Consider the following 21,613-nt stretch of genomic DNA (forward strand, 5'->3'; position numbering starts at 1 on the left):
AACGGATCGGGTGAAAGAGTTGTCATTGATCTTGTTGCTGACATTTTTCACTTGAGTGAGCGGCATAAGAAGGTGAAAACTGAGCCAAAGCCTGCGCTTTTTGCCAATCGGGGCGATTACCGCACCACTCTTTCGAGTATCGGGTTGAAACCATGACCAAAACCGCAATTCCGGTCTTCAAGCTTTACGGGGAACACCAGCAATGGCCCACCCCCGATTTGTTGCACTGCGAAACCATTTCCCGGCGCAGTCGGGAATACCAGTGGGAAATCCAACCCCACCGGCACGCGGATCTGTGCCAGTTGCTGTACGTGCACAAAGGTCAGGCACAGTTGGAGATCGAAGGCCAACGCACCACGCTGAACGAAGCGACCCTGCAAGTACTGCCACCCTTGTGCGTGCATGGGTTCCGCTTTCCCGAGGACGTTGAAGGTTACGTGGTGACACTGTCGGCGCCGTTGGTCAGCCACCTGCAAACCCAACTGGGTACAACGGTGGACGGTTTGCAGACACTCGGCAGTTACCCGGCGGGCAAAGACAGTGATTACCTGAACAGCCAGTTCGCGCGCTTGCAGGATGAATACGCCGATGAACAACCGGCACGGGACATGATGCTGCACGCGTTGGTCAGCGTGTTGCTGGTGTGGATCAGCCGCCAGGCCATCCAGCGCCGTCACCCACGCGCGCCACGGGGGCGTGAGTACTTTCGGCGCTTTACCCAGTTGGTCGAGCAGCATTACCGCGAACACCCGAAGATCGAGGATCTTGCCCACAAGCTGGGCATCTCTGTCTCACACCTGAACGGGACGTGTCGGGAGTTGGGCGGCCAACCTGCGCTGCAGATCATGCATGACCGCCAATTGCTGGAAGCCAAGCGCCTGCTGACTTACACCAGCATGACCATCAATGAGATGTCGGAGGTGTTGGGTTTTTCCGACCCCACCAACTTCTCTCGACTGTTTCGCCGACGGGTCGGGTTCTCACCCAAGGCGTTTCGCGAGCAGTTGAAAGCCGAACAATCGGCTACCTGAGCGCGCTGAAGCTGCCGGTGTGGGGAACACATTGATCCTGATGGCAGCTGATCGCAAAGGTCGGCTGCATACGGGTTAGCTCCACACGGTAGGCGGCGGTCCCGTAGAGTGCGCTGGCAATGGCGCACAGGCTGAAAATCATCAGGTACTTTCTGGTTTTAATGCTCATGGCACAGACCTCTGCGGATCTACAGGGTGCTGTCTAAAGCATAGGTCAACCCGGCCAAGTTGCCATTATCGGACGACATTCAACAGGTTGATCCCGGCCTAGAGACCGACATCCCACGCCGGCTCTTCCGGGAACCGCAGTACCAGGAAATCCAACAGACTGCGCAACGCCGACGGCATGTGCTTGCGCGAGGCGTACACCGCGTAGATGTTCATCTGCCGTGGCTCGGCGTCAGGCAGCAGGCGCACCAGTTCGCCGCGTCGGATGTAATCGCCGGCCTGGTAAGTGGGCAACATCGACACCCCTGCACCGGCCAACGTTACGCGTAACAACGTGCTGGCCTCGTTGGAGGTGATATTGCCGTTGATCGGCACCGAGACAGGCTCCCCACGCTCCTCGAAATGCCACAGGCTTTTGCCGAAATAGGAATGGGTGAGGCAATTGTGCCCGGCCAGATCCTCGACTTTCCGAGGGGACGGATGCTCCAAAAGATAAGCCGGCGAAGCACACACCACCGAGCGGCACACCGTCAGGCGTCGGGCAATGAGATTGGGGTCCAGGTCGCTGCTGGTGCGGATAGCCAGGTCGATGCGCTCATCCACCAGGTTCACCGTGCGATCGAGCATCTGCAGGTCGACCGTCACCAGCGGGTAGCGCTTGACGTACTCGGCAATGGCCTGGGCCAATTGCGCTTGGCCGAACGAGGTGCTGACGCTCAGGCGCAGCAAACCACGAGGCGCGTCATCGGGCTCGCTGACGGCGGCTTGCATGTCGCAACACAATTCCAGCAATTGCCGACAGCGTGGCAGGGTTTCACTGCCCGCCGCCGTCAGGCTGAGCTTGCGCGTGGTGCGGTGCAGCAAACGCGCACCCACCCAGTCTTCCAGCTCCGCCAGATAACGCGACACCACCGGGCGCGACAGGTCCAGATGATCGGCGGCAGCGGACTGGCTGCCCAGGTCCACCACCGTGACAAACACGCGCATTGCTTGAAGACGATCCATGATCTGTCCACTTTCAGAAACAAACTATGTCCCAGCATCGCATTTTTAGTCTGGTTTTGTGCAACTAAGCTCTGTGCATCCTTTACCGATGCTGGAGCTGCCCGATGTTCTCAACCTTCAAGCGCTTGACCCTGGCCACCGCCGCCCTGGCCTTCGCCGCCCATGCGGCTGCGGCCGACCTGAAGCTGGATGTGTACAACCCAGGCGAAGCCGCGATCTTCCCGGTCAGCTCGGTGCTGGTCAGCGGCGCCAAGGACGCGATCCTGGTCGACGCCCAATTCGGCAAAGGCCAGGCCGAACAATTGGTGCAGAAGATCCGGGCCAGCGGCAAACACCTGACCACCATCTACATCAGCCATGGCGACCCGGACTATTACTTCGGCCTCGACACCCTCACCACCGCCTTCCCCGACGCCAAGGTGCTGGCGCCACAACCGGTGGTCGACCACATCAAGGCCACCGTCGCCGGCAAGCTTGAGTTCTGGGGCCCGAAAATGGGTGCCGACAAGCCGGCCAAAACTATCGTGCCGCAGGTCCTCGAAGGCCACAGCTTGAGCCTGGAAGGCCAGCAACTGGAGGTGATCGGCCTGGACGGCCCACAGCCGGATCGCAGCTTTGTGTGGATCCCGTCGATCAAGGCCGTGGTCGGTGGCGTAGTCGTCTCCGAAAACATCCACCTCTGGATGGCCGATACCCAGAGCGCGCAGTCTCACAAGGATTGGCTCGCCACCCTGCAACGCATTGAACAACTGAAGCCGCGCACCGTGGTGCCTGGCCACTACCTGGGCACGCCATCCCTGAAATCCGTGGCCTTTACCGCCGACTACATCAAGGCCTTCGACGCCGAGACCGCCAAGGCCAAGGATTCCACCGCCCTGATCGCGGCCATGAAAAAGCGTTACCCCACCCTCGCCGACGAAAGCTCGCTGAAACTGAGCGCCAAAGTCGCCAAGGGCGAAATGAAGTGGTGAACCGTTTCAAACCCTAACGTACTGGAGAACGTCATGAGCAAGATTGCAATCATTGGTGCCACTGGCCGTGCCGGTAGCCAACTGCTGGAAGAAGCGCTGCGTCGTGGGCATACCGTCACCGCCATCGCACGCAATACCGACAAGCTGGCCGTGCGCCCTGGCGTCACCGTCAAACAAGTCGACGCCCTGGATGCCAACGCCCTGCAACAGGCAGTGAGTGGCAGCGACGTGGTGATCAGCGCGGCGCACTTCGCCACCCTGCCCGCCAGCGCCGTGATCGGGCCGGTGAAGAAAGCCGGGGCGAAACGCCTGCTGGTGGTGGGCGGTGCCGGTTCGCTATTGCTGCCAGGTGGCGGTCGGGTGATCGACAGCGTGGGTTTCCCTGAGGAATACAAAGCTGAAGCCACGGCGGGTGCGGCGTTTCTCGACGCACTGCGCCAGGAGAAGGAACTGGACTGGACGTTCCTGTCGCCGTCGGCGGAGTTCGTCGAGACTGAGCGCACCGGTAAATTTCGGGTGGGCCAGGATGACTTGCTGGTGAGCAGTGAAGGCCGCAGTTGGATCAGTTTTGCTGACTATGCGATTGCTTTGATCGACGAAGTTGAATCGCCGAAGCACTCGCGCCAGCGCTTCACCGTAGGCTACTGAGGCAACGCGGTTAAAAACTGTGGGAGCTGGCTTGCCTGCGATAGCGCTGGATCAGTCAGCACATCATTGACTGACATAGCGCCTTCGCAGGCAAGCCAGCTCCCACATTTGGTCTGCGGTGTTACGACTGTTGCGCTTGGCTCACCAACCAATCCATCAAGGCTTCCAGACCCGCCGAAGGCTCGGTACCCAGCGGATACACCAAGTAATACCCCATCCCCGTCGGCACCCTTAACTCAAACGGCATCACCAACCGCCCCGCCTTCAAATCCTCGCTAATCAACGCACTGTCGCCAATCGCCACGCCGGAACCCTGGGACGCCACCGTCATCGCCAGATCCAGCGTTTCAAAATGATGCCCCTGGCTCAAATTGCCCAGTCGCGTCTGCGCCGCCTTGAGCCACAATGCCCAATCCCGCTCATCCCGTGTGGGGTGCAGCAAGACCTGTTGTTGCAAATCTTGCGGTGTGTGCAAGCCAGCAAGCAGTGCCGGTGCACAGACCGGCGTGAGCTGTTCGTCGAACAGATGCCGCGCCGCGCTCGATTGCTCGGCGATGGGTGCATAGATCACCGCCGCGTCGAATTGCTCGCGGCGAAAGTCCACGGTGTAGGCCACGGTGGTGGTGAGTTCAACCGGCACGTCCGGGCGTTCCTTCTGCCACTGCATCAGGCGCGGCAGTAGCCAGCGCATCACACAAGTGGACGCCTTGAGTTGCAAGGTCTGGCGGCGACTGCCGATCTGCTCCACCGCGTCCCCAAGCAGGCCAAACACCTGCTGTGCGCGCAGTGACCATTCGCGGCCTTCGTCGGTCAGGCTCAGACCCCGCGCCTGGCGTTGGAACAGCGCATAGCCCAAATGACTTTCCAGCCCGGCAATCTGCCGGCTCACCGCGCCCTGGGTGATGTGCAACTGCTCGGCAGCGCGGGTGAAGTTGCAGCACTGGGCCGTGACCCAGAACGTGTGCAGCGCGGGCAGTGGCGGGAGGCGTTTCATAGGGGGGCAAGCCATGACGTGAGGACATGGCTAGTATGACTTTTTATCGATTGTTGCCGCTACGGGCCAGCCGGTCCAATAACGCCTTACCTCAACAATAAGAGCGATCTGTATGGCGACCTGCGGCGAAGTATTGGTCAACCTCCTGGAAGGCTACGGCGTGGACCAGGTGTTTGGCATTCCCGGCGTACACACCGTGGAGCTGTACCGCGGCCTGGCCCGTTCCAGCATCCGTCACGTCACCCCGCGCCACGAACAGGGCGCCGGCTTCATGGCCGACGGTTATGCGCGCACCAGCGGCAAACCCGGCGTGTGCTTCATCATCACCGGCCCCGGCACGACCAATATCACCACCGCCATGGGCCAGGCTTATGCCGACTCGATCCCGATGCTGGTGATTTCCAGCGTGCAGTCGCGCAGCCAATTGGGTGGCGGGCGCGGCAAGCTGCATGAGCTGCCGAACCAGGGCGCGATGATGGCCGGCGTGGCGGCGTTCTCCCACACCCTGATGTCGGCGGCGGAGCTGCCCGGCGTGTTGGCACGGGCGTTTGCGTTGTTCCAGGCCGGGCGGCCGCGACCGGTGCACATCGAAATCCCCTTGGATGTACTGGTGGAAAATGCCGACGCACTGCGGGGCAGTGAACCGGTCAGCGTGGCCCGTGCCGGTGCCGCGCCTTCGGCGGTCAAGCAGATGAGCCAACTGCTCGCGGCGGCCAAGAAACCCTTGATCCTGGCCGGTGGCGGCGCCATCGACGCGGCCCCGGAACTGACCCGACTGGCCGAAGTGCTCGGCGCGCCGGTGGCCCTGACCATCAACGCCAAAGGCATGCTGCCCGGCCGCCACCCGCTGCTGATCGGCTCGACCCAGACCCTGGTCGCCACCCGTGCGCTGGTGGCCGAAGCGGACGTGGTGCTAGCCATCGGCACCGAACTGGCGGAAACCGACTACGACGTGACCTTCGCCGGTGGTTTCGAGATTCCCGGCGCGCTGCTGCGCATCGATATCGACCCCGACCAGACCGTGCGTAACTATCCACCGCAAGTGGCGCTGGTGGCCGATGCCCAAATCGCCGCAGAGGCCTTGCTGGCCGAGCTGAGCAGCAAACCCTTGCCACCGCGTGACAGCGCGTGGGGCGCTGAGCGCGTAGCACGCCTGTGGGCGGAACTGACCCCGAGCTGGGACGCCGCCACCCGCGCGCAAACCCTGTTCCTCAATACCGTCCTCGAAGAATTGCCCAACGCCGTACTGGTGGGCGACTCCACCCAACCGGTGTACAGCGGCAACCTGACCCTGAACCTCGACCACCCGCGCCGCTGGTTCAACTCGTCCACCGGCTACGGCACCCTGGGCTACGCCCTGCCCGCCGCCATCGGCGCCTGGCTGGGGCGTGGCGATGGGCAGCCGGTGGTGTGCCTGATCGGCGACGGGGGCCTGCAATTCTCCCTGCCGGAACTGGCCAGCGCCGTGGAAGCGCGCACGCCGGTGATCGTGCTGCTGTGGAATAACCACGGCTATGAAGAGATCAAGAAATACATGGTCAACCGCGCCATCGAGCCGGTCGGCGTGGACATCTACACGCCGGACTTTATCGGGGTGGCCAAGGCACTCGGTTGCGCCGCCGACAGCATTCAAGGGATTGCGTCGTTACGTGCGGCACTACGCGCTGCGGCTGATCGCCAAGGGCCGACACTGATTGAAGTCGACCAAGGGCTGTGGATGAAGGAGGTAGCGGTATGAGCGCGGTCTTGAACGGTGTGTATATCAATGGGGCGTGGCATGCCGGACAGGCCTCGCTTGAGGTGATCAACCCCGCGACGGAGGCCGTCCTGGCCCAAGTCAGCGTCGGTGATGCAAGCACCGTCACCCAGGCCGTCGACGCCGCCAGCGCCGCTTTCATCGACTGGTCGAAAAGCACCGGCCGCGACCGCGCCGTGCTGTTGCGCAAGATCGCCCAAGGCGTCAGCGAGCAGCGCGAACAGCTGATGCACCTGCAATCGAGCAACAACGGCAAACCGCTGTTTGAAGCCGCGATTGATGTGGACGATGTGATCGCCACCTTCGACTATTACGCCAGCGTGGCCGAAGCGATGGATGCCAGCCAGGATAGCCCGGTGGCATTGCCCAGCGCGGACTTCAGCGCACGCCTGCGCCGTGAGCCGTGCGGTGTGGTCGGGCTGATCGTGCCGTGGAATTTCCCGATGGTCACCACCGCGTGGAAACTCGCCCCGGCGCTGGCGGCCGGTTGCTGCGTGGTGCTCAAGCCATCGGAAGTGACGCCGTTGGCTGAGTTGCAACTGGCGCGGATTATCGCCGAGGCCGGCTTGCCGGCTGGGGTATTCAACCTGGTGTGCGGCACGGGCTTGGAAGTGGGCGCGCCGCTGGCGGCGGATCGCCGCGTGGCGAAGATTTCCTTCACCGGCAGCAACGCCGTCGGCGTGCAGGTGATGCAGCGCGCGGCCGAAACCATCAAGGGCGTGAGCCTGGAACTGGGCGGCAAATCTTCCCTGCTGGTGTTGGCCGATGCCGACCTGGACCTGGCAGTGGAGCTGGCCTGTGGCGGTGGATTTTTCAACGCTGGGCAGATGTGTTCCGCCACCAGTCGCGTGCTCCTAGCTGACAGCCTGGCGGATGAATTCCTGCAACGTGTGCAGGCACGGGCTGAAGGTATTCGCGTGGCTGACCCATTTGCCGATGACGTGGAAATGGGTGCGTTGATCAACCGCGTGCAATATCAGCGCGTACTCGGACACATCCAGCGCGGTGTTGAAGATGGCGCACGCTTGCTGTGCGGCGGCGATCGCCCGGCAGATTTGCCGCAGGGCTTTTTCATCCGCCCGACCGTGTTCACCGACGTACCGCTGGACAGCGCGTTGTGGAACGAAGAAATCTTCGGCCCGGTGCTCTGTGTACGACGCTTCACCTCCGAAGCCGAGGCCATCGCCCTGGCCAATGACAGCGATTTCGGCCTGGTGGCGAGTGTGGTCAGCGCCAGCCATGAAACCGCCGAGCGGGTGGCGAACGCCTTGCAAGCCGGGCTGGTGTGGGTCAACGCGCCGCAGGTGATCTTCCCGCAGGCCGCGTGGGGCGGTTACAAGCAGAGCAGCATTGGCCGTGAATTGGGGCCGTGGGGGTTGGCGGCGTTTCAGGAGATCAAGCATGTGATCAGCTCTAACTGACGGCGCAGGTCAGATGTGGGAGGAGGCAAGTCCCCTCCCACATTTTGATCAGCGCAATTTTTAGATAGCCCCTGCGACTTTCTCATTTGCGCCCCTCCTCCCACCCATGGCCTGATTCGCGCCTGTTTACTCAAGGCCGTCCCATGGAAACCGTCCAAACAAAACCCACCACCGCCGTCTGGCTGATGATCAGTGTCGTGCTGGTCGCCCTCAACCTGCGCCCCTCAATGGCCGCTGTCGGCCCCCTGTTGTCCTCGATTCGTGGCGACGTGCCGTTGAGTTTCAGCAGCGCGGCCCTGCTGACCATGTTGCCGGTGATGGCCATGGGCTTGGCGATGTTCTTTGGAATGGGCGTGGCCAAACGTTTTGGCGAGCACCGCAGCATCGTGGTGTCACTGGTGGTGATTGGCGTGGCGACGCTGTCGCGGCTGTTCCTCGACTCGGCGCTGGAGTTGATTGTCAGCGCCATCGCCGCCGGCGTGGGGATTGCGATGATCCAGGCGCTGATGCCGGCGCTGATCAAGTCGCGGTTCAGTGACAATGTCTCGCTGTTCATGGGCCTGTACGTCACCGCGATCATGGGCGGCGCGGCGCTGGCCGCGTCGTTTGCACCGTTCGTGCAGGTGCAGACCGGCAGTTGGCGCATCGGCCTGGCGATCTGGGCGGTGCTGGCGCTGTTGGCCTTGGTGTTCTGGTACGCGCAGCGCTCGGTGTTGCCGCCACTGCCCCAAGCCGGTGCGGGCCCTCAAGAATCATTTTTCGGCAACGGTCGCGCCTGGTTGCTCGCGGTATTCTTCGGCCTCGGCACCGCGTCCTACACCTGCGTACTCGCCTGGCTGGCGCCGTACTACGTGGAGCAGGGTTGGAGTGAACAGAACGCCGGTTTGCTGCTGGGTTTCCTGACGGCCATGGAAGTCGTGTCCGGCCTGATCACCCCCGCCATCGCCAACCGCCGCCAGGATAAACGCGGCGTCGTTGCGGTGTTGCTGGTGCTGATCATCCTCGGTTTCTGCGGCCTGATCCTGAGCCCGCAACACCTGAGCCTGCTGTGGCCTTGCCTGCTCGGCCTGGGCATCGGCGGCCTGTTCCCGATGAGCCTGATCCTGTCCCTCGACCACCTGGACAACCCGCGCCGCGCCGGTGGCCTCACCGCGTTTGTGCAAGGCATCGGCTACCTGATTGCCGGGTTGTCGCCGCTGATCGCCGGGATGATCCGTGACAGACTGGGCAGCTTCGAATGGGCCTGGTGGTCGCTGACGGCGGTGATCGTGCTGATGCTGTTGATCGTGACGCGCTTCAACCCAAAGCATTACGCACGACATATACGCTGAGGTCGTGTTGCAAACAGTATTTGTCTCACACCAAACATAGAAACGCCCTACATAGCATTCTATTGGCACGCTCGTTCCGTTAAGCTTTTGTGCTGTCTTGTACTGAATTCGGTACAAAGGGTTTACGGACGAAACCGATGCTAAACAGTAACTTGCTCAGAAAGCTCGATATGCAGGACTTGATGGTGTTTATCGCCGTCTATGACCAGAGCAGCGTTACCGAGGTGTCTGAAACGCTGTTTGTCAGCCAGTCCACCGTGAGCTACAGCCTGAAGAAGTTGCGCACCAGCTTCGAAGACGAGCTGTTTATCAACACGCGGGCCGGCATGCGGCCGACGTACAAGGCCACCACCATGTACAGCCATGTGCAGAAAATCCTCGAAAGCATCAACCTTTGCCACGCCGGTGGCCAGGCGTTCGATCCGACGCAGAAGGCCGTGACCTTCAACGTGTGTGCGCCGGAATATTTCGAACAGTTGATCCTGCCGCGCCTGTTGAAAAACTTCGACCGCGCCGACCTGCCGGTGATCGTCAATGTGCAGAAGCTGGAAACCGACATCCCCGCCGACGACCTGCGCGAAGGTCGTCTCGACCTGGTGATTTGCTTCGGCCCCAACTTCCACCGCGCCCACAGAGACTTCCGCACCCAGATGCTGCTGGAGGACGACCTTGTGTGCGTGTTCGACAAACGCTCGGCCCCCCGGGAACCGGCCTTCAGCCTGCACTCCTTCGTCGAACGCCGCCACGTGTTCCCTACGCCGTGGACCTCCGACACCAACATGATCGACGGCTGGCTCGCACGCCAGGCCCACAAGCGCCAGGTCATCGCCCGCGCCAACAGCTACAGCGCAGCCTTGAAGATGATCACCGGCACCGATTTCATCGTCACCCTGCCGCGCCGCGTGCAAAAGTTGCTGGCACCGGCCACGGCATTCGGCCATTGCGAAGCGCCGAACGGCTTGCCGGGGTTCACGCTGGAGATGCAATGGAACGAAACCAGTGAACAGGACAGTGCCAATACCTGGTTTCGTGAACAGGTGGTGAAGGTGTGTGCCGATCAGGGGTTGTTGTAGGGCTTAACCAATCGCGACTTTGCTGTAGGAATCGCGATCCATATCCACCAACAGAACACTCAGCTGAACCTGTACGCCCGCCGGCCAGTCGCCAAGGTCCTGCAAGGCAGCCAACAGGCTTTCCGACAACTGCTTCTTGACCTGCGGCGACCGCCCGCTGAGCAGCGACAGCTTCACTGCGATAAAACCGCGAGGGTCGAGGGAGGTGCCCACCTGGAACGTCTCGACCTTGACCGCACGGCTTTTGATATCGAATTCGGAACCGAACTGGCCAGACACCATCAACACGTTGTTGAGCCGTAGCAGGGTTTTCTCAACGGCCAGGTTCGTCAGGTTGGCGGTGTATTCCAGATGCAGGTGTGGCATGTAGGGCTCCGAGTCTTTGGTAGGAAGAATCCTAGATATACCACGGAGTCAGGCCTTGGTCGCCAATCCTCGATCACTCATGAACGCTTCCAGTCGCGAGCGTACCCAGCGCTCGGCCGGGTCGGTGTCCACATGGCTGAGCCAGACCATAGACAAGTCCAGGGTCGGCGTCTCGAACGGGAACGGCTCGCAGAACAGGTGGCCCGACACGGCCATGGCCTCGGCGGTGTAGTCCGGCAGGCTGGCGATCAGGTCGGTGCCGGCGAGCAACGCCGGCAGTGCGCTGTATTGCGGCACCGACAGCACCACGTGGCGCTTGCGGCCGATTTCTGCCAGCCACTCATCGGCGAACCCTGCCACGTTAGCGGTGTGGGACACCAGCACGTGAGGGCGTGAGCAGTATTCGTCGAGGGTCAGCGGTGTTTCCGAGGCATCGGCACGTAGGATGCGCGGGCGGATATGGCGCAGCAGCTTGCGCTTGGCATTTGCCGGCAGGCCACGGGTCTGGGTGATGCCGACGGTGATATCGCCAGAGGCGAGCAGATCCGGGATGCGCCAGTAGTCCACATGTTGCACCACGAACACCACTTGCGGCGCTTCCTGGCGTAGGGCGCGCAGCAAAGGCGGCAACAGGCCGAACTCGACGTCATCGGACAGGCCGATGCGAAAGGTCATGGTGCTGATGGACGGGTCGAAATCGTGGGTCAGGCTCAAGGCCGAGGATAGCGAGTCCAGCGCCGGCGACAGGTGCTGGATGATTTCCTCGGCCCGCGCCGTGGGCTCCATGCGGTGGCCGACGCGAATGAACAACGGGTCGTTGAACAAGGTACGCAAGCGGTTGAGGGCCGAGCTGATGGTCGGCTGGCCGAGAAACAGCTTCTCCGCCACCCGCGTCACGTTGCGCTCCAGCATCAGCGCTTCGAACACCACCATCAGGTTGATGTCGGCCTTGCGTAATTCATTGCGATTCATCGGCGCCTGCCCCTTTCCCCAAGACAAGCCGCAGTGTAGAAAGCCGCGTTGCTGGCGTCTACGTGTAGGACGCTTCGCTGGCCTGTGCGCCACGCTCAGGCTCGTGCCCCATGCGCAACCGCAGCGCCGCAATAGCCGCCACCACCAATACCAGCGCAATCACCTTCAGGCCGTTCATCGCATTACCGGTGCTTTGCTCGATCACGCCCATCACCGACGGCCCGACAAACCCGCCAAGCAGCCCGCACGCGTTGACGAAACCCAGCCCGCCCGCCAGCGCAACGCCCTTGAGTCGGGAAGCCGGGTACAGAAAAATGATCGACTGCACCACGAAGAACATCACCGCCGACAGGCAAAAACCGAGCAGGCTGAACACCGGCCCCGATATCGACGCGATGCCCAGGCCCAGCGCCATGGTCAGCAGCCCTGTGACCAGCAACCGCCGGCAGCGTCCGGGCGTCGTGGCGAAACGCGGAATCAGCAAGGCACCGAGTGCCGCCGCGATCCACGGTAACGAAGTCAGCAGGCCGACGTTCATGGTGCTCAGTTCGCCATACTTGCTGATGATGCTCGGCAGGAAAAAGATCACGGTGTAGATGGTGATCTGGTGACAGAAGTACACAAAAATCGCCAGCAGGATTTGCGGGGTCAGCCAGTTTTTCAACGAGTGACCGCCCTCGCCCGCGCCCTCTTCGGTTTCCTGGGCGATGCGCTGTTCGATGCCGCGCGCTTCCTCGGCCGACAACCACGGCGCCTTGCTCGGACGGTCCGGCAATTTGCGCCAGACCACCCAGGCAAACGCCACCGCTGGCAGGCCTTCGAGCATGAACATCCACTGCCAGCCGTGCCAGCCGAGCATGCCGTCCATGCGCATCAAGGCCGCACCCACCGGGCCACCGATGATGTTGGCGAAGCACACGCCAAGCAGGAAATACCCGGTGGCGCGCGCCCGTTGTTCACGGTTGAACCAGTAGGTGAGGTAGAGCATGACGCCGGGGAACAGTCCGGCTTCGGCAATGCCCAGCAACAGGCGCAGCACGTAGAACGAGGTCTCGCCCTGCACAAAGGCCATGGCCGCCGAGATCAGGCCCCAGGTCACCATGATCCGCGCGATCCAGAACCGCGCGCCGACCTTGTGCATGATCAGGTTGCTGGGGATTTCCGACAGCGCATACGTCAGGAAAAACAGCCCCGCGCCCAACCCGTACGCCGCAGCGGAAATGCCCAGGTCGACGTCCAGATGATGCTTGGCCAGGGCGATGTTGGTGCGGTCCAGGAAGCTCAGGATATAGGCGATGATCAGCAAGGGCATCAACTTGACGAACATCAGTTTGTTCAACGCCTGCGGGGTGCGGGCGGAAGTGGCGGTAGTCATCGGCAATTCCTCTTGGCGCCCCGCCAGCCGGGCTGGGGGGCGCATCGGTGTTGTTCTAGGAGTCGAGTTGCACAGCCATGGCCTGGGGGCGATGGGAAAACAATTGCAGCAGTGCGCCGCCCAGGGCGCAGCCGGCCATCACGAAGAAACAGACGGTGTAGCCGTGCAGCGTGGTCCAACCGCCGCCCATGGCGATCAGGCTGCCCATCAGCACCGGCGCCAGGCCGCCGCCGATAAACATCGCGGTGGTGATGATGCCGTTGGCGGTCGACGTCGCCGACGGCTCGGCCGAGTCGCAGGCCACGGCGTAATAGATCGGCCACACCGCGTTAGCCACCAGGCCGAACAGCAGTTGCACCACGACGATCAACGTCAGCGTATTGGCGAAGTAGAACGCGCCGACACTCGCCGCCATCCACACGCCGCAAATGATCAGCGTGGTGCGCCGGCCGATGATGTCCGACAGCGACGGCCACACCAGTTGCCCGAGGATGCCGGTGAGGGTGAACACCACGCTCATCCCCGCCGACTCGGCCAGGGACAAGCCGGCGATGTTGTAGAGGTAGGCCGGCAGCACGATGTTGACGCCCATGTATACGACTTGGGTGAGCATGGTGTTGCCCGCCGTAAGGGCGATATTGCGGTTGCGCAAGGTGGCAAGGAATGTACGCCAGGCCTCGCCTTTGACTTGGCTGGCCGGCGCGTTGTCCGGCGGGGTCATGCCTTTGGCGGCAATGTCGACATACAGTGCAGTGATGCGCTCGGCGGTGGAATAACGCGCCCAGAAGATCATCAGCGGCAGCGCCACCACGAACGCGAAGAAGAACACATAGCGCCAGTTCTCTTCACCAAACACGGTGATGACAAAACTCGCGACGATACCGCTAAGCATCGCGCCAATCGGGTAACCCGTATGGTGCGCGCCCAGGGCAAACCCGCGGCGCTCAACCGGCCACCATTCGGCGGTGTTGCTCACGCCCACCGGCTCGCCCCAGCCGGCGCCGAGGTTGACGCCGACGCGCAGGGCAATGAAGGTGGCGAGGTTGCCGCTCAACGCCTTGAATCCGGACAGAAACGAGATCGCCGTGTAGCCCAGCACCAACGGCACCTGGAAGCGCGCACGTTTCCAGCCGCCACCGTAACGGTCGCTCCACATCGAACCGGGGATATCCAGCAGCGCCAGGGCCAGCATGACCACCGTGGCCACGGTGCCCCATTGGTCGGCGGACAAATCGAAATGCTTGGAAATGGTCGGCCCCAGGCGCAGCACGATCTCACGGTCGTAGGCATTGAGGATCCAGATCATCCAGCAGACCAGCAGCGACACCCAGGAATGCCGGTGAATGCTGCGCAGCGACGCTTTTTTTATAGTTGCCATGGGCCTCTCCAGGCGCGCAAGGGCGCGCACTGACACAAGGTTGCGAAGGAATATGCCTTGTCACACACACGCGCTAGCTGGCGAACCGTCGCTCGGCTATTCCTTGCACGCCCAACCCGGTAATGGCGAACAGCGCTCCGCGCTGCTGACCGTCCGCCGGAAAACGCGGCAGCGGCGGCTTGGCCATGGAGGTCACAAACAGGGTGTCCAGGTTCGGCCCGCCAAAGGTCAGGCTGGTGACCTTTTTCACCGGCATCTGGATGATGCGGTCGACGTGCCCGTCGGGGGTGTAGCGCACCAGTTTTCCGGCGTAGACCAGCGCTTGCCACAGGCAGCCTTCGGCATCCACGGTGCAACCATCGGCAGCGCCCCCGCCGGAGGTGTCGACCTTGGCGAAGGTGCGACGATTGCTGACACTGCCGGTGGCCAGGTCGTAGTCGTAGGCCCAGATCTCGCCGGACCAGGTGTCGCAGAAGTAGAAGGTGTCACCCGATGGGCTCCAGCACGGGCCGTTGGACACGATGATGCCTTCGTCCAGGGTGTGCTGGCTCAGGTCGGCATCAAGCCGGTAGAGTTTGGCGCTGGCGTTGTCTTCCTGGGTGTCCATGGAGCCGAAGATAAAGCGGCCTTGGCGGTCGACCTTGCCGTCGTTGAGGCGGTTATCCGGCAAGTGCGGTTCCGGATCAGCGACCAGGTTGAGTTCGCCACTACTGAGATCGAGGGTGTGCACGCCGTTTTGCAGGGCGACGATAGCCGACTCACCGTCGCGGCGCAGGGCCATGGAGCCGATTTTCTGGCCCACGTCCCAGGCTCGCAGCTCGCGACCGTCGTCGGTGCATCGCAAGATGCGGCCGTCGGCGCTGTCGATCCAATACAAGCGTTGTTGCTCGACGTCCCACACCGGGCCTTCGCCCAGGGTGGTCTTGACGTCGACAAGCACTTCGATACGCATGGTGATCCCCTTATTGTTGTTGTGCGGGATGCAGGCCGCGCCTTGACGCGGCGGTTTGTTGGGTTAGAAGTTGACCTGGTCGCGCCCCTTGAGCCCGAGGATTTCCCGCGCTTCATCCGGCGTAGCGACCCGATGGCCAAGCGCTTCGATCACGGTACGAATACGCCGGACCTGATCGGCATTCGACGCCGCCAGTTTGCCCGGCCCATCCCACAGCGAATCCTCAAGCCCCACCCGCGCGTTGCTGCCCATGGACAGGCCCATGGTCGCCAGCGGAATCTGCCCACGCCCGGCGCCAAGGATCGACCACACATAGTCGTCGCCAAACAGGCGGTCGGCGGTGCGGCGCATGTGCGCCAGGTCTTCCGGGTGGCCGCCGATACCGCCGCGCAGGCCGAACACCGACTGGATAAACAACGGTGGCTTGAGCAGGCCACGTTCGAGGAAGTGCGCGGCGGTGTACAGGTGGCCGATGTCGTAGCACTCGATCTCGAAACGGGTGCGGTTTTCGGCACAGGAGTTGAGGATGTGGGTGATGTCGCGGAAGGTGTTGCGGAAGATCCGGTCGTCACTTTCTTCCAGGTACGGCCGCTCCCAGTCGTGCTTGAAGTCGGTAAAGCGGTTGAGCATTTCGTACAGGCCGAAGTTCATCGAGCCCATGTTCAGCGAAGCCAGTTCCGGCTTGAACTGCATCACCGGCTGCAGGCGTTCTTCCACGCCCATGGTCGGCGCGCCGCCGGTGGTGATGTTGATCACCACGTCGCTGGCGGCCTTGATCTGCGGCAGGAATTCGGCGAACAACGCCGGGTCCTGGCTGGGGCGACCGTCGTTGGGGTCACGGGCATGCAGGTGGACAATCGCGGCGCCAGCCTCGGCGGCACCGATGGCGGCATCGGCAATTTCCTGCGCGGTGATCGGCAAATGCGGTGACATCGACGGCGTATGAATCGCACCGGTGACGGCGCAGGTGATGATGACAGGACGATTTTTGGACATGACGAATCTCCGACTTTTATTCTTATGAAAAAAATCCTGGGTGCAGCGCGATGTGTTCTTCCGTGGCTTACAGGTACTCGACGTTACCGTCGACGCTGATCGCCTGGCCGGTCACGTTGCGTGCGGCGGGCGAACAGAGGAACAGAGCCATGGCTGCCACGTCTTCGGCGGTGACCATGCGCTTGAGGGAAATCTTGTTGAGGTATTCCTGGCGCATTTCGGCTTCGGGCACGCCGACCTGTTCGGCACGCGCGCGGATCACGCCGTCCATGCGTGGGCCTTCGACGATGCCGGGCAGCAAGGCGTTGACGCGGATGTCGCTCTCGCCCAGCTCCGAGGCCAGGGATTTCATCAAGCCGACGATCGCCCATTTGGTCGCCGCGTACGGCGTGCGCCAGGCGTAGCCCAAGCGCCCCGCCACCGAGGCGATATGCAACAGATGGCCGTGGGACGATTCCTTGAGCATCGGCACGGCGTGGTGGGCAAACCGGTATTGCGCGGTGAGATTGATGTTGATGGTGGCTTGCCACTCGGCGTCGCTGATCGCATCGATGCCGCCGGTAGGCCCGGCGATCCCGGCATTGTTGACCAACACATCGAGGCCGCTGAAACGCTCGCGCTGCACCTTGAACACCGCCTCGATCTGCGCGGCATCACTGACATCCGCGCGGGTGGCGACGGTGCCTGGGTATTTGTCGCGGAACGCGGCCAGGGCCGGCTCGCTCACATCACACACATGCACCTGGGCACCGGCTTCCAGATACGCCGCCGCTAGCACTTCACCAATGCCGGCAGCCCCGCCGGAAATCAACACACGTAACCCAGGATAAGGCTGCAGCCGTTGTAGGACACTCATGCACGTTTACCTCCTGAAACAGACGACCGCGAACGGTCGTTCTTGACGAGCAGACGCGCCAGGGAGTCGGCGGCCTGCATGATGTCATCGGTCACCGCTGCGCGTGCGCCGGCGCCGTCGCGCGCAGCCAGCGCTTCGACGATGCGCGTGTGCGCTTCCATCGAGCGTTGCAGGTGAGCTTTATCCGGGGCGACCAGCGCGAAGCACGGGCCCATGTGCAGCCAGAAGTTTTCCACGGCGGCCATGGTCAACTCGGCCTGGGCCACGGCGTAAATGCGCCGGTGAAACGCGAAGTTGGTCCACAGGTAGCGGGACACGTCGACTTCGTCGGCGGCGTGTTGCATCTGCTGGCAGAGATCGGTGATTTCATCGAGGTCGGCTTTCTGCAGGAGCAGCACCGCCTTTTCGGCGAGCAAGCCTTCAAGGGCGACCCGCGCATCACGGATTTCACGCAGGCGGTCGACCGTCATCAGGCGCACGCGCAGACGGGAGGTTTCGGTGACTTCAAAGGCGTTTTCAGCGCTGAGGCGTTGCAGGGCTTCACGCACCGGCATCGGGCTGGAACCGAGGGCCTCGGCGAGGCCGCGGATGGTGAGTTTCTGGCCAGGTTGGAAACGGCCACTCATCAGGGCTTCGCGGATCTGGCGGTAGACCTGGTCTTGCAAGGTATCGCGGGACACCTGGCGCAGGGTGGGCAGGAGGAGCGGACCATCTGTCATGAGGCAAAACCTGTGTTGTCGTTCTTATGGCCTCAATATGTGATCACAAATCAAATATGTCAAATAGTTTCCCCCACCGCGTGCATTAAAAATGTAGGAGCCGGCCTGCCGGCGATGGCAATTTTGAATGCGCCATCGCCGGCAAGCCGGCTCCTATGGTGGGTGTGCGCTCAGGGTTTTAGCGGACGTTCCTGATCCCGCTCGGAAAGCTCCGTCCCATCATCGGGATGCTTCCAGGTCTGGGGTTTTTCTTCCTCACGCTGCCGGGGTTGCTCAAGCTCCCGCTCGTCCCGCCGTTTCTGTTGATCAGTCATCGCCACCTCCCATCCGTAAGAATTGGTCACACCTTCAGCATAGAACAGCGAACGTATTTTTGACCGCGCTACCGATTGATAGTCAATGCACATCAATCTATCCAAATTTGTCACTTATCATTTCTAAATGTGTCAGCCACTATTCTCGGTCTTAGGCGAAACAAGCACTTTAAAAAGAACGCTGGAGACACAAAATCATGACTAGCCCTACCCGACCCGACTCTGCCCGCTCGAAAGTGGGCGCGGTTTTCCGCGTGACTTCGGGCAATTTCCTCGAACAGTTCGACTTCTTCCTGTTCGGTTTTTATGCCACCTACATCGCTGCCGCGTTCTTCCCTGCCGCTAATGAGTTTGCGTCATTAATGATGACCTTCGCCGTGTTCGGCGCGGGCTTCCTGATGCGTCCATTGGGCGCGATCATCCTGGGTGCCTATATCGATGACGTCGGTCGCCGCAAAGGGCTGATCGTGACCCTGTCGATCATGGCCAGCGGCACGCTGCTGATCGTGCTGGTGCCGGGTTATCACACCATTGGCCTGTGGGCTCCATTGCTGGTGCTGCTCGGTCGCCTGCTGCAAGGCTTCTCGGCCGGCGCAGAACTGGGCGGTGTATCGGTTTACTTGTCAGAAATGGCCACGCCTGGTCGCAAAGGCTTCTACACCAGCTGGCAGTCGGGCAGCCAGCAGATCTCCATCGTGGTCGCCGCCGCACTGGGTTATGGCCTGAACGTATGGATGGAACCCGCCGTGGTGGCCGATTGGGGCTGGCGCATTCCGTTCGCCATCGGCTGCGTGATCATCCCGTTTATCTTCATCCTACGTCGCAACCTGCAGGAAACCGAAGAGTTCGCCAACCGCAAGCATCGCCCAACCATGCGTGAAGTGCTGGCAACCCTGGTGAAGAACTGGACTGTGGTGATCGGCGGCATGCTGATGGTGGCCATGACCACTACCGCGTTCTACCTGATCACCGTGTACGCACCGACCTTCGGCAAGACCGTGCTGCAATTGAGCACCTCCGACGCCCTGCTGGTGACCCTGCTGGTGGCGGTGTCGAACTTTGTCTGGTTGCCGATCGGCGGCACGCTGAGCGACCGGTTTGGCCGCAAGCCGGTGCTGATCGCCATGACCGTACTGACGGTTCTGACCGCTTATCCAGCGCTGTCCTACGTGGTGAATGCCCCAAGCTTCGCCCACATGCTGGAAACCCTGCTGTGGTTCTCCTTCCTTTACGGCATGTACAACGGCGCCATGATCCCGGCCCTGACCGAAATCATGCCGGTGGAAGTGCGTGTGGCGGGTTTCTCCCTGGCATACAGCCTGGCGACCGCGATTTTCGGTGGTTTTACCCCGGCGATTTCCACCTGGTTCATCCACATCACCGAAGACAAAGCCTCGCCCGCTTACTGGATGATGTTCGCCGCAGCCTGCGCGCTGTGCTCGACCCTCGCGCTGTACCGTCGCGCCAACACCCGTGGCCAGGTCATGCAGGAGGCGGCATGATGAAGCCGTTGCTTAAGACCCTGACGGCCCTGGCCCTCGGCGCCCTGGCGCTGTCGGCCCAGGCCGAACAGCTCAAGGTGATGACATCGGGTGGCTTCACCGCCGCGTATAAACTGCTTGGCCCGCAGTACGCCAAGCAAAGCGGTGACAGCCTCGACACCATTCTGGGTCCGTCCATGGGCAAGGCGCCGGAAGCGATTCCCAACCGTCTCGCCCGTGGCGAACACGCCGACGTGGTGATCATGGTCGGCTACGCCCTGGATGACCTGATCAAACAAGGCAAGGTCGACCCGGCCTCCCGCGTGGAACTGGCGGACTCGCGCATCGGCCTGGTGGTGAAGGCCGGTGCGGTCAAACCTGCAATCGGTACTGATGCCGAACTGAAAGCCGTGCTGAGCAAGGCCAAATCCGTGGCTTACTCGGACAGCGCCAGCGGTGTGTATGTCGAGAAGGAGTTGTTCAAGAAGCTCGGCATGCCGGCCAAGGGCACCATGATCGAACGCCTGCCGGTGGCCGAACAGGTCGCCAAGGGTGACTACGAAGTGGGCCTGCAGCAGGTCGCGGAATTGCTGCCAGTGCCGGGTGTGACCTACGTCGGCAAGATCCCGGAAGACGTGCAATCGGTGACGCGGTTCGCCGCCGGTATCCCGGTGAATGCCGAACACCCTGAACAGGCCAAGGCCTTGTTGCAGTACCTGGCGTCGCCCCAGGCGCAACCGGTGGTGCAAGCCACCGGCCTGGACTCGGTGTCACGCTGACCGAAACGGCATCTCCCGCACCAATCGCTCCAACTCCAGCGCCGCTGGCGGCAAGGTCCGCCCGCGGCGTTTTATCAAGCCCACATTGCGCATCACCTGCGGTTCCACCAGCGGCACACTCACCAAGATCGGGTGCTCGCCCGCCGGCATGGCAATCGAGGGCACCATCGCCACCCCCAATCCCGCCTCCACCAGCCCGATCATCGTCGTTACGTGGTGCGTCTCGCAGATACTCGGCTTTTTCACCCGCACGCCACGCAACGCCTGGTCGAGCAGGAAGCGGTTACCAGAGGTCTTGTCCACAGTGATGTAGTCGTGTTCGTAGGCCTCCGACCAGCTCACGCTGTCACGCTGGGCCAGGGGGTGATCGCGGCGACAGGCCAGCACATAGCGCTCCTGCAGCAGCAGTTCAAACTCCACTTCATCGGCCAGACTGCCGCTGAAACTCACGCCGAAATCCGCCTCGCCACTTTCCACCGCATTGCACACTTCACCGGCACTGGCATCCAGCACCCGCAGGCGAATTTTCGGATACAACTTGTGGAATTCGGAGATCACATGGGGCATGAAATAGTACGCGGTGGACGGCACGCAGGCGATGGTGACATTACCCATGCGGGTGGACGCGACATTACTGATGCCCATGAGCGCCACGTCGAGGTCATCGAGCATGCGCTCGACCTGAGGCAGGAAAGCGCGGCCGACCATGGTCAAGCTGACGCGCCGCGTGGTGCGTTCGAACAGCTTCACATCCAAGGCGGTCTCGAGCTTTTCGATACGCCGGCTGAGGGCCGGCTGCGAGATTCGGATAGCTTCGGCGGCACCGCGAAAACTGCCCTTGTCTACCACGGCGCGGAAGGCTTGGAGGTCGTTGAGGTCGAAGTTGATGATCACGGGAAGGCCAATGTGGTCGAGGTGGCAGGCATTATCGTATGGGAGCCGATGGCGCGCCATGCATGCCGGGACCGGCTTGTTGTAATAACCCTGCTACAAATATGAAGTCATACATATCAGTGGGTTATTGGGT

At 62.0% G+C, this 21,613-nt stretch carries 22 protein-coding genes; 9 read left to right on the forward strand and 13 right to left on the reverse strand.

From position 1 onward, the window contains the following. The first annotated feature begins 152 nt into the window (after positions 1-152). A complete protein-coding gene (locus WH299_RS13110; RefSeq protein WP_122724929.1) occupies positions 153-1,031 on the forward strand; it encodes a helix-turn-helix domain-containing protein in 879 nt (292 codons plus the stop codon). On the opposite strand, the gene WH299_RS13115 is transcribed toward WH299_RS13110, so the two are convergent. Beyond that, the gene (locus WH299_RS13115) at positions 1,024-1,200 is read right to left on the reverse strand and encodes a hypothetical protein (protein WP_164393652.1); all 177 of its coding nucleotides are present in this window, start codon (positions 1,198-1,200) and stop codon (positions 1,024-1,026) included. The genes WH299_RS13110 and WH299_RS13115 overlap by 8 nt on opposite strands. 98 nt (positions 1,201-1,298) lie before the next feature. Beyond that, positions 1,299-2,204, reverse strand: a complete 906-nt coding sequence (locus WH299_RS13120) for a LysR family transcriptional regulator (protein WP_122724927.1) — start codon at positions 2,202-2,204, stop codon at positions 1,299-1,301. 104 nt (positions 2,205-2,308) lie between these two features. Between WH299_RS13120 and WH299_RS13125 the strand changes: the two genes are divergently transcribed. Continuing rightward, entirely contained in the window at positions 2,309-3,175 is an 867-nt protein-coding gene (locus WH299_RS13125; protein WP_339550457.1) for an MBL fold metallo-hydrolase, read from the forward strand. A 33-nt stretch (positions 3,176-3,208) separates the two neighbouring features. Beyond that, positions 3,209-3,823: an NAD(P)-dependent oxidoreductase gene (locus WH299_RS13130; protein ID WP_122724924.1), complete on the forward strand. Its 615-nt coding sequence runs from the start codon at positions 3,209-3,211 to the stop codon at positions 3,821-3,823. A 121-nt stretch (positions 3,824-3,944) separates the two neighbouring features. Here WH299_RS13130 and WH299_RS13135 read toward each other — a convergent pair whose 3' ends face one another. Further along, a complete protein-coding gene (locus tag WH299_RS13135) occupies positions 3,945-4,817 on the reverse strand; it encodes a LysR substrate-binding domain-containing protein (RefSeq protein ID WP_339550459.1) in 873 nt (290 codons plus the stop codon). Between the two features lie 112 nt (positions 4,818-4,929). Here WH299_RS13135 and WH299_RS13140 point away from each other — a divergent pair, with 112 nt between their 5' ends. The 4 genes from WH299_RS13140 to WH299_RS13155 all read left to right on the forward strand — a co-directional run bounded on the left by WH299_RS13140 (position 4,930) and on the right by WH299_RS13155 (position 10,398). After that, a complete protein-coding gene (locus WH299_RS13140; protein ID WP_339550460.1) occupies positions 4,930-6,555 on the forward strand; it encodes a 5-guanidino-2-oxopentanoate decarboxylase in 1,626 nt (541 codons plus the stop codon). Then, positions 6,552-7,994 carry an aldehyde dehydrogenase family protein gene (locus WH299_RS13145; protein WP_339550461.1) on the forward strand — a complete coding sequence of 481 codons (1,443 nt, stop codon included), beginning with the start codon at positions 6,552-6,554 and terminating at the stop codon, positions 7,992-7,994. The genes WH299_RS13140 and WH299_RS13145 overlap by 4 nt, the downstream gene beginning before the upstream one ends. A 143-nt stretch (positions 7,995-8,137) precedes the next feature. After that, the gene (locus WH299_RS13150) at positions 8,138-9,325 is read left to right on the forward strand and encodes a cyanate transporter (protein ID WP_068934918.1); all 1,188 of its coding nucleotides are present in this window, start codon (positions 8,138-8,140) and stop codon (positions 9,323-9,325) included. 137 nt (positions 9,326-9,462) lie between these two features. Further along, positions 9,463-10,398, forward strand: a complete 936-nt coding sequence (locus WH299_RS13155) for a LysR family transcriptional regulator (protein WP_122724915.1) — start codon at positions 9,463-9,465, stop codon at positions 10,396-10,398. A gap of 3 nt (positions 10,399-10,401) precedes the next feature. Here the strand turns inward: WH299_RS13155 and WH299_RS13160 are convergent, their stop codons facing one another. The 9 genes from WH299_RS13160 to WH299_RS13200 all read right to left on the reverse strand — a co-directional run bounded on the left by WH299_RS13160 (position 10,402) and on the right by WH299_RS13200 (position 18,419). Further along, positions 10,402-10,764, reverse strand: coding sequence for a 5-carboxymethyl-2-hydroxymuconate Delta-isomerase (locus tag WH299_RS13160; RefSeq protein ID WP_028619369.1), 363 nt, complete (start codon positions 10,762-10,764; stop codon positions 10,402-10,404). Between the two features lie 48 nt (positions 10,765-10,812). Beyond that, positions 10,813-11,736: a LysR substrate-binding domain-containing protein gene (locus WH299_RS13165; protein ID WP_028619368.1), complete on the reverse strand. Its 924-nt coding sequence runs from the start codon at positions 11,734-11,736 to the stop codon at positions 10,813-10,815. 58 nt (positions 11,737-11,794) lie between these two features. Then, a complete protein-coding gene (locus WH299_RS13170; RefSeq protein WP_033902627.1) occupies positions 11,795-13,111 on the reverse strand; it encodes an MFS transporter in 1,317 nt (438 codons plus the stop codon). A 55-nt stretch (positions 13,112-13,166) separates the two neighbouring features. Next, the gene (locus tag WH299_RS13175) at positions 13,167-14,489 is read right to left on the reverse strand and encodes an MFS transporter (RefSeq protein WP_028619366.1); all 1,323 of its coding nucleotides are present in this window, start codon (positions 14,487-14,489) and stop codon (positions 13,167-13,169) included. 73 nt (positions 14,490-14,562) lie between these two features. Then, positions 14,563-15,441, reverse strand: a complete 879-nt coding sequence (locus tag WH299_RS13180) for an SMP-30/gluconolactonase/LRE family protein (RefSeq protein ID WP_339550462.1) — start codon at positions 15,439-15,441, stop codon at positions 14,563-14,565. Between the two features lie 63 nt (positions 15,442-15,504). Next, positions 15,505-16,437, reverse strand: coding sequence for a 3-keto-5-aminohexanoate cleavage protein (locus WH299_RS13185; protein ID WP_016975200.1), 933 nt, complete (start codon positions 16,435-16,437; stop codon positions 15,505-15,507). Between the two features lie 67 nt (positions 16,438-16,504). Then, positions 16,505-17,293 carry an SDR family oxidoreductase gene (locus WH299_RS13190; RefSeq protein ID WP_068934923.1) on the reverse strand — a complete coding sequence of 263 codons (789 nt, stop codon included), beginning with the start codon at positions 17,291-17,293 and terminating at the stop codon, positions 16,505-16,507. Continuing rightward, positions 17,290-18,012 carry a GntR family transcriptional regulator gene (locus WH299_RS13195; RefSeq protein ID WP_122724907.1) on the reverse strand — a complete coding sequence of 241 codons (723 nt, stop codon included), beginning with the start codon at positions 18,010-18,012 and terminating at the stop codon, positions 17,290-17,292. The genes WH299_RS13190 and WH299_RS13195 overlap by 4 nt, the downstream gene beginning before the upstream one ends. 170 nt (positions 18,013-18,182) lie before the next feature. Next, positions 18,183-18,419, reverse strand: a complete 237-nt coding sequence (locus WH299_RS13200) for a hypothetical protein (protein ID WP_339550491.1) — start codon at positions 18,417-18,419, stop codon at positions 18,183-18,185. 104 nt (positions 18,420-18,523) lie between these two features. Here WH299_RS13200 and WH299_RS13205 point away from each other — a divergent pair, with 104 nt between their 5' ends. Together WH299_RS13205 and WH299_RS13210 are read left to right on the forward strand one after the other, a co-directional pair. Then, complete coding sequence (locus tag WH299_RS13205; protein ID WP_016975196.1) at positions 18,524-19,828, forward strand: MFS transporter; 1,305 nt, start codon at positions 18,524-18,526, stop codon at positions 19,826-19,828. Continuing rightward, complete coding sequence (locus tag WH299_RS13210) at positions 19,828-20,586, forward strand: substrate-binding domain-containing protein (protein ID WP_126570107.1); 759 nt, start codon at positions 19,828-19,830, stop codon at positions 20,584-20,586. The genes WH299_RS13205 and WH299_RS13210 overlap by 1 nt, the downstream gene beginning before the upstream one ends. On the opposite strand, the gene WH299_RS13215 is transcribed toward WH299_RS13210, so the two are convergent. Continuing rightward, positions 20,578-21,480, reverse strand: a complete 903-nt coding sequence (locus WH299_RS13215) for a LysR family transcriptional regulator (protein WP_122725480.1) — start codon at positions 21,478-21,480, stop codon at positions 20,578-20,580. The genes WH299_RS13210 and WH299_RS13215 overlap by 9 nt on opposite strands. Between the last annotated feature and the right edge of the window lie 133 nt (positions 21,481-21,613).

It is taken from the genome of Pseudomonas sp. MYb541 (assembly GCF_037479595.1).
GTDB lineage: Bacteria > Pseudomonadota > Gammaproteobacteria > Pseudomonadales > Pseudomonadaceae > Aquipseudomonas > Aquipseudomonas canadensis.

What these genes read in the sequence shown, in the direction of transcription:
- WH299_RS13110 (WP_122724929.1), top strand. Translation starts at nt 153, where the DNA reads ATGACCAAAACCGCAATTCCGGTCTTCAAGCTTTACGGGGAACACCAG.
- WH299_RS13115 (WP_164393652.1), bottom strand. Translation starts at nt 1,200, where the DNA reads ATGAGCATTAAAACCAGAAAGTACCTGATGATTTTCAGCCTGTGCGCC.
- WH299_RS13120 (WP_122724927.1), bottom strand. Translation starts at nt 2,204, where the DNA reads ATGGATCGTCTTCAAGCAATGCGCGTGTTTGTCACGGTGGTGGACCTG.
- WH299_RS13125 (WP_339550457.1), top strand. Translation starts at nt 2,309, where the DNA reads ATGTTCTCAACCTTCAAGCGCTTGACCCTGGCCACCGCCGCCCTGGCC.
- WH299_RS13130 (WP_122724924.1), top strand. Translation starts at nt 3,209, where the DNA reads ATGAGCAAGATTGCAATCATTGGTGCCACTGGCCGTGCCGGTAGCCAA.
- WH299_RS13135 (WP_339550459.1), bottom strand. Translation starts at nt 4,817, where the DNA reads ATGAAACGCCTCCCGCCACTGCCCGCGCTGCACACGTTCTGGGTCACG.
- WH299_RS13140 (WP_339550460.1), top strand. Translation starts at nt 4,930, where the DNA reads ATGGCGACCTGCGGCGAAGTATTGGTCAACCTCCTGGAAGGCTACGGC.
- WH299_RS13145 (WP_339550461.1), top strand. Translation starts at nt 6,552, where the DNA reads ATGAGCGCGGTCTTGAACGGTGTGTATATCAATGGGGCGTGGCATGCC.
- WH299_RS13150 (WP_068934918.1), top strand. Translation starts at nt 8,138, where the DNA reads ATGGAAACCGTCCAAACAAAACCCACCACCGCCGTCTGGCTGATGATC.
- WH299_RS13155 (WP_122724915.1), top strand. Translation starts at nt 9,463, where the DNA reads ATGCTAAACAGTAACTTGCTCAGAAAGCTCGATATGCAGGACTTGATG.
- WH299_RS13160 (WP_028619369.1), bottom strand. Translation starts at nt 10,764, where the DNA reads ATGCCACACCTGCATCTGGAATACACCGCCAACCTGACGAACCTGGCC.
- WH299_RS13165 (WP_028619368.1), bottom strand. Translation starts at nt 11,736, where the DNA reads ATGAATCGCAATGAATTACGCAAGGCCGACATCAACCTGATGGTGGTG.
- WH299_RS13170 (WP_033902627.1), bottom strand. Translation starts at nt 13,111, where the DNA reads ATGACTACCGCCACTTCCGCCCGCACCCCGCAGGCGTTGAACAAACTG.
- WH299_RS13175 (WP_028619366.1), bottom strand. Translation starts at nt 14,489, where the DNA reads ATGGCAACTATAAAAAAAGCGTCGCTGCGCAGCATTCACCGGCATTCC.
- WH299_RS13180 (WP_339550462.1), bottom strand. Translation starts at nt 15,441, where the DNA reads ATGCGTATCGAAGTGCTTGTCGACGTCAAGACCACCCTGGGCGAAGGC.
- WH299_RS13185 (WP_016975200.1), bottom strand. Translation starts at nt 16,437, where the DNA reads ATGTCCAAAAATCGTCCTGTCATCATCACCTGCGCCGTCACCGGTGCG.
- WH299_RS13190 (WP_068934923.1), bottom strand. Translation starts at nt 17,293, where the DNA reads ATGAGTGTCCTACAACGGCTGCAGCCTTATCCTGGGTTACGTGTGTTG.
- WH299_RS13195 (WP_122724907.1), bottom strand. Translation starts at nt 18,012, where the DNA reads ATGACAGATGGTCCGCTCCTCCTGCCCACCCTGCGCCAGGTGTCCCGC.
- WH299_RS13200 (WP_339550491.1), bottom strand. Translation starts at nt 18,419, where the DNA reads ATGTGCATTGACTATCAATCGGTAGCGCGGTCAAAAATACGTTCGCTG.
- WH299_RS13205 (WP_016975196.1), top strand. Translation starts at nt 18,524, where the DNA reads ATGACTAGCCCTACCCGACCCGACTCTGCCCGCTCGAAAGTGGGCGCG.
- WH299_RS13210 (WP_126570107.1), top strand. Translation starts at nt 19,828, where the DNA reads ATGAAGCCGTTGCTTAAGACCCTGACGGCCCTGGCCCTCGGCGCCCTG.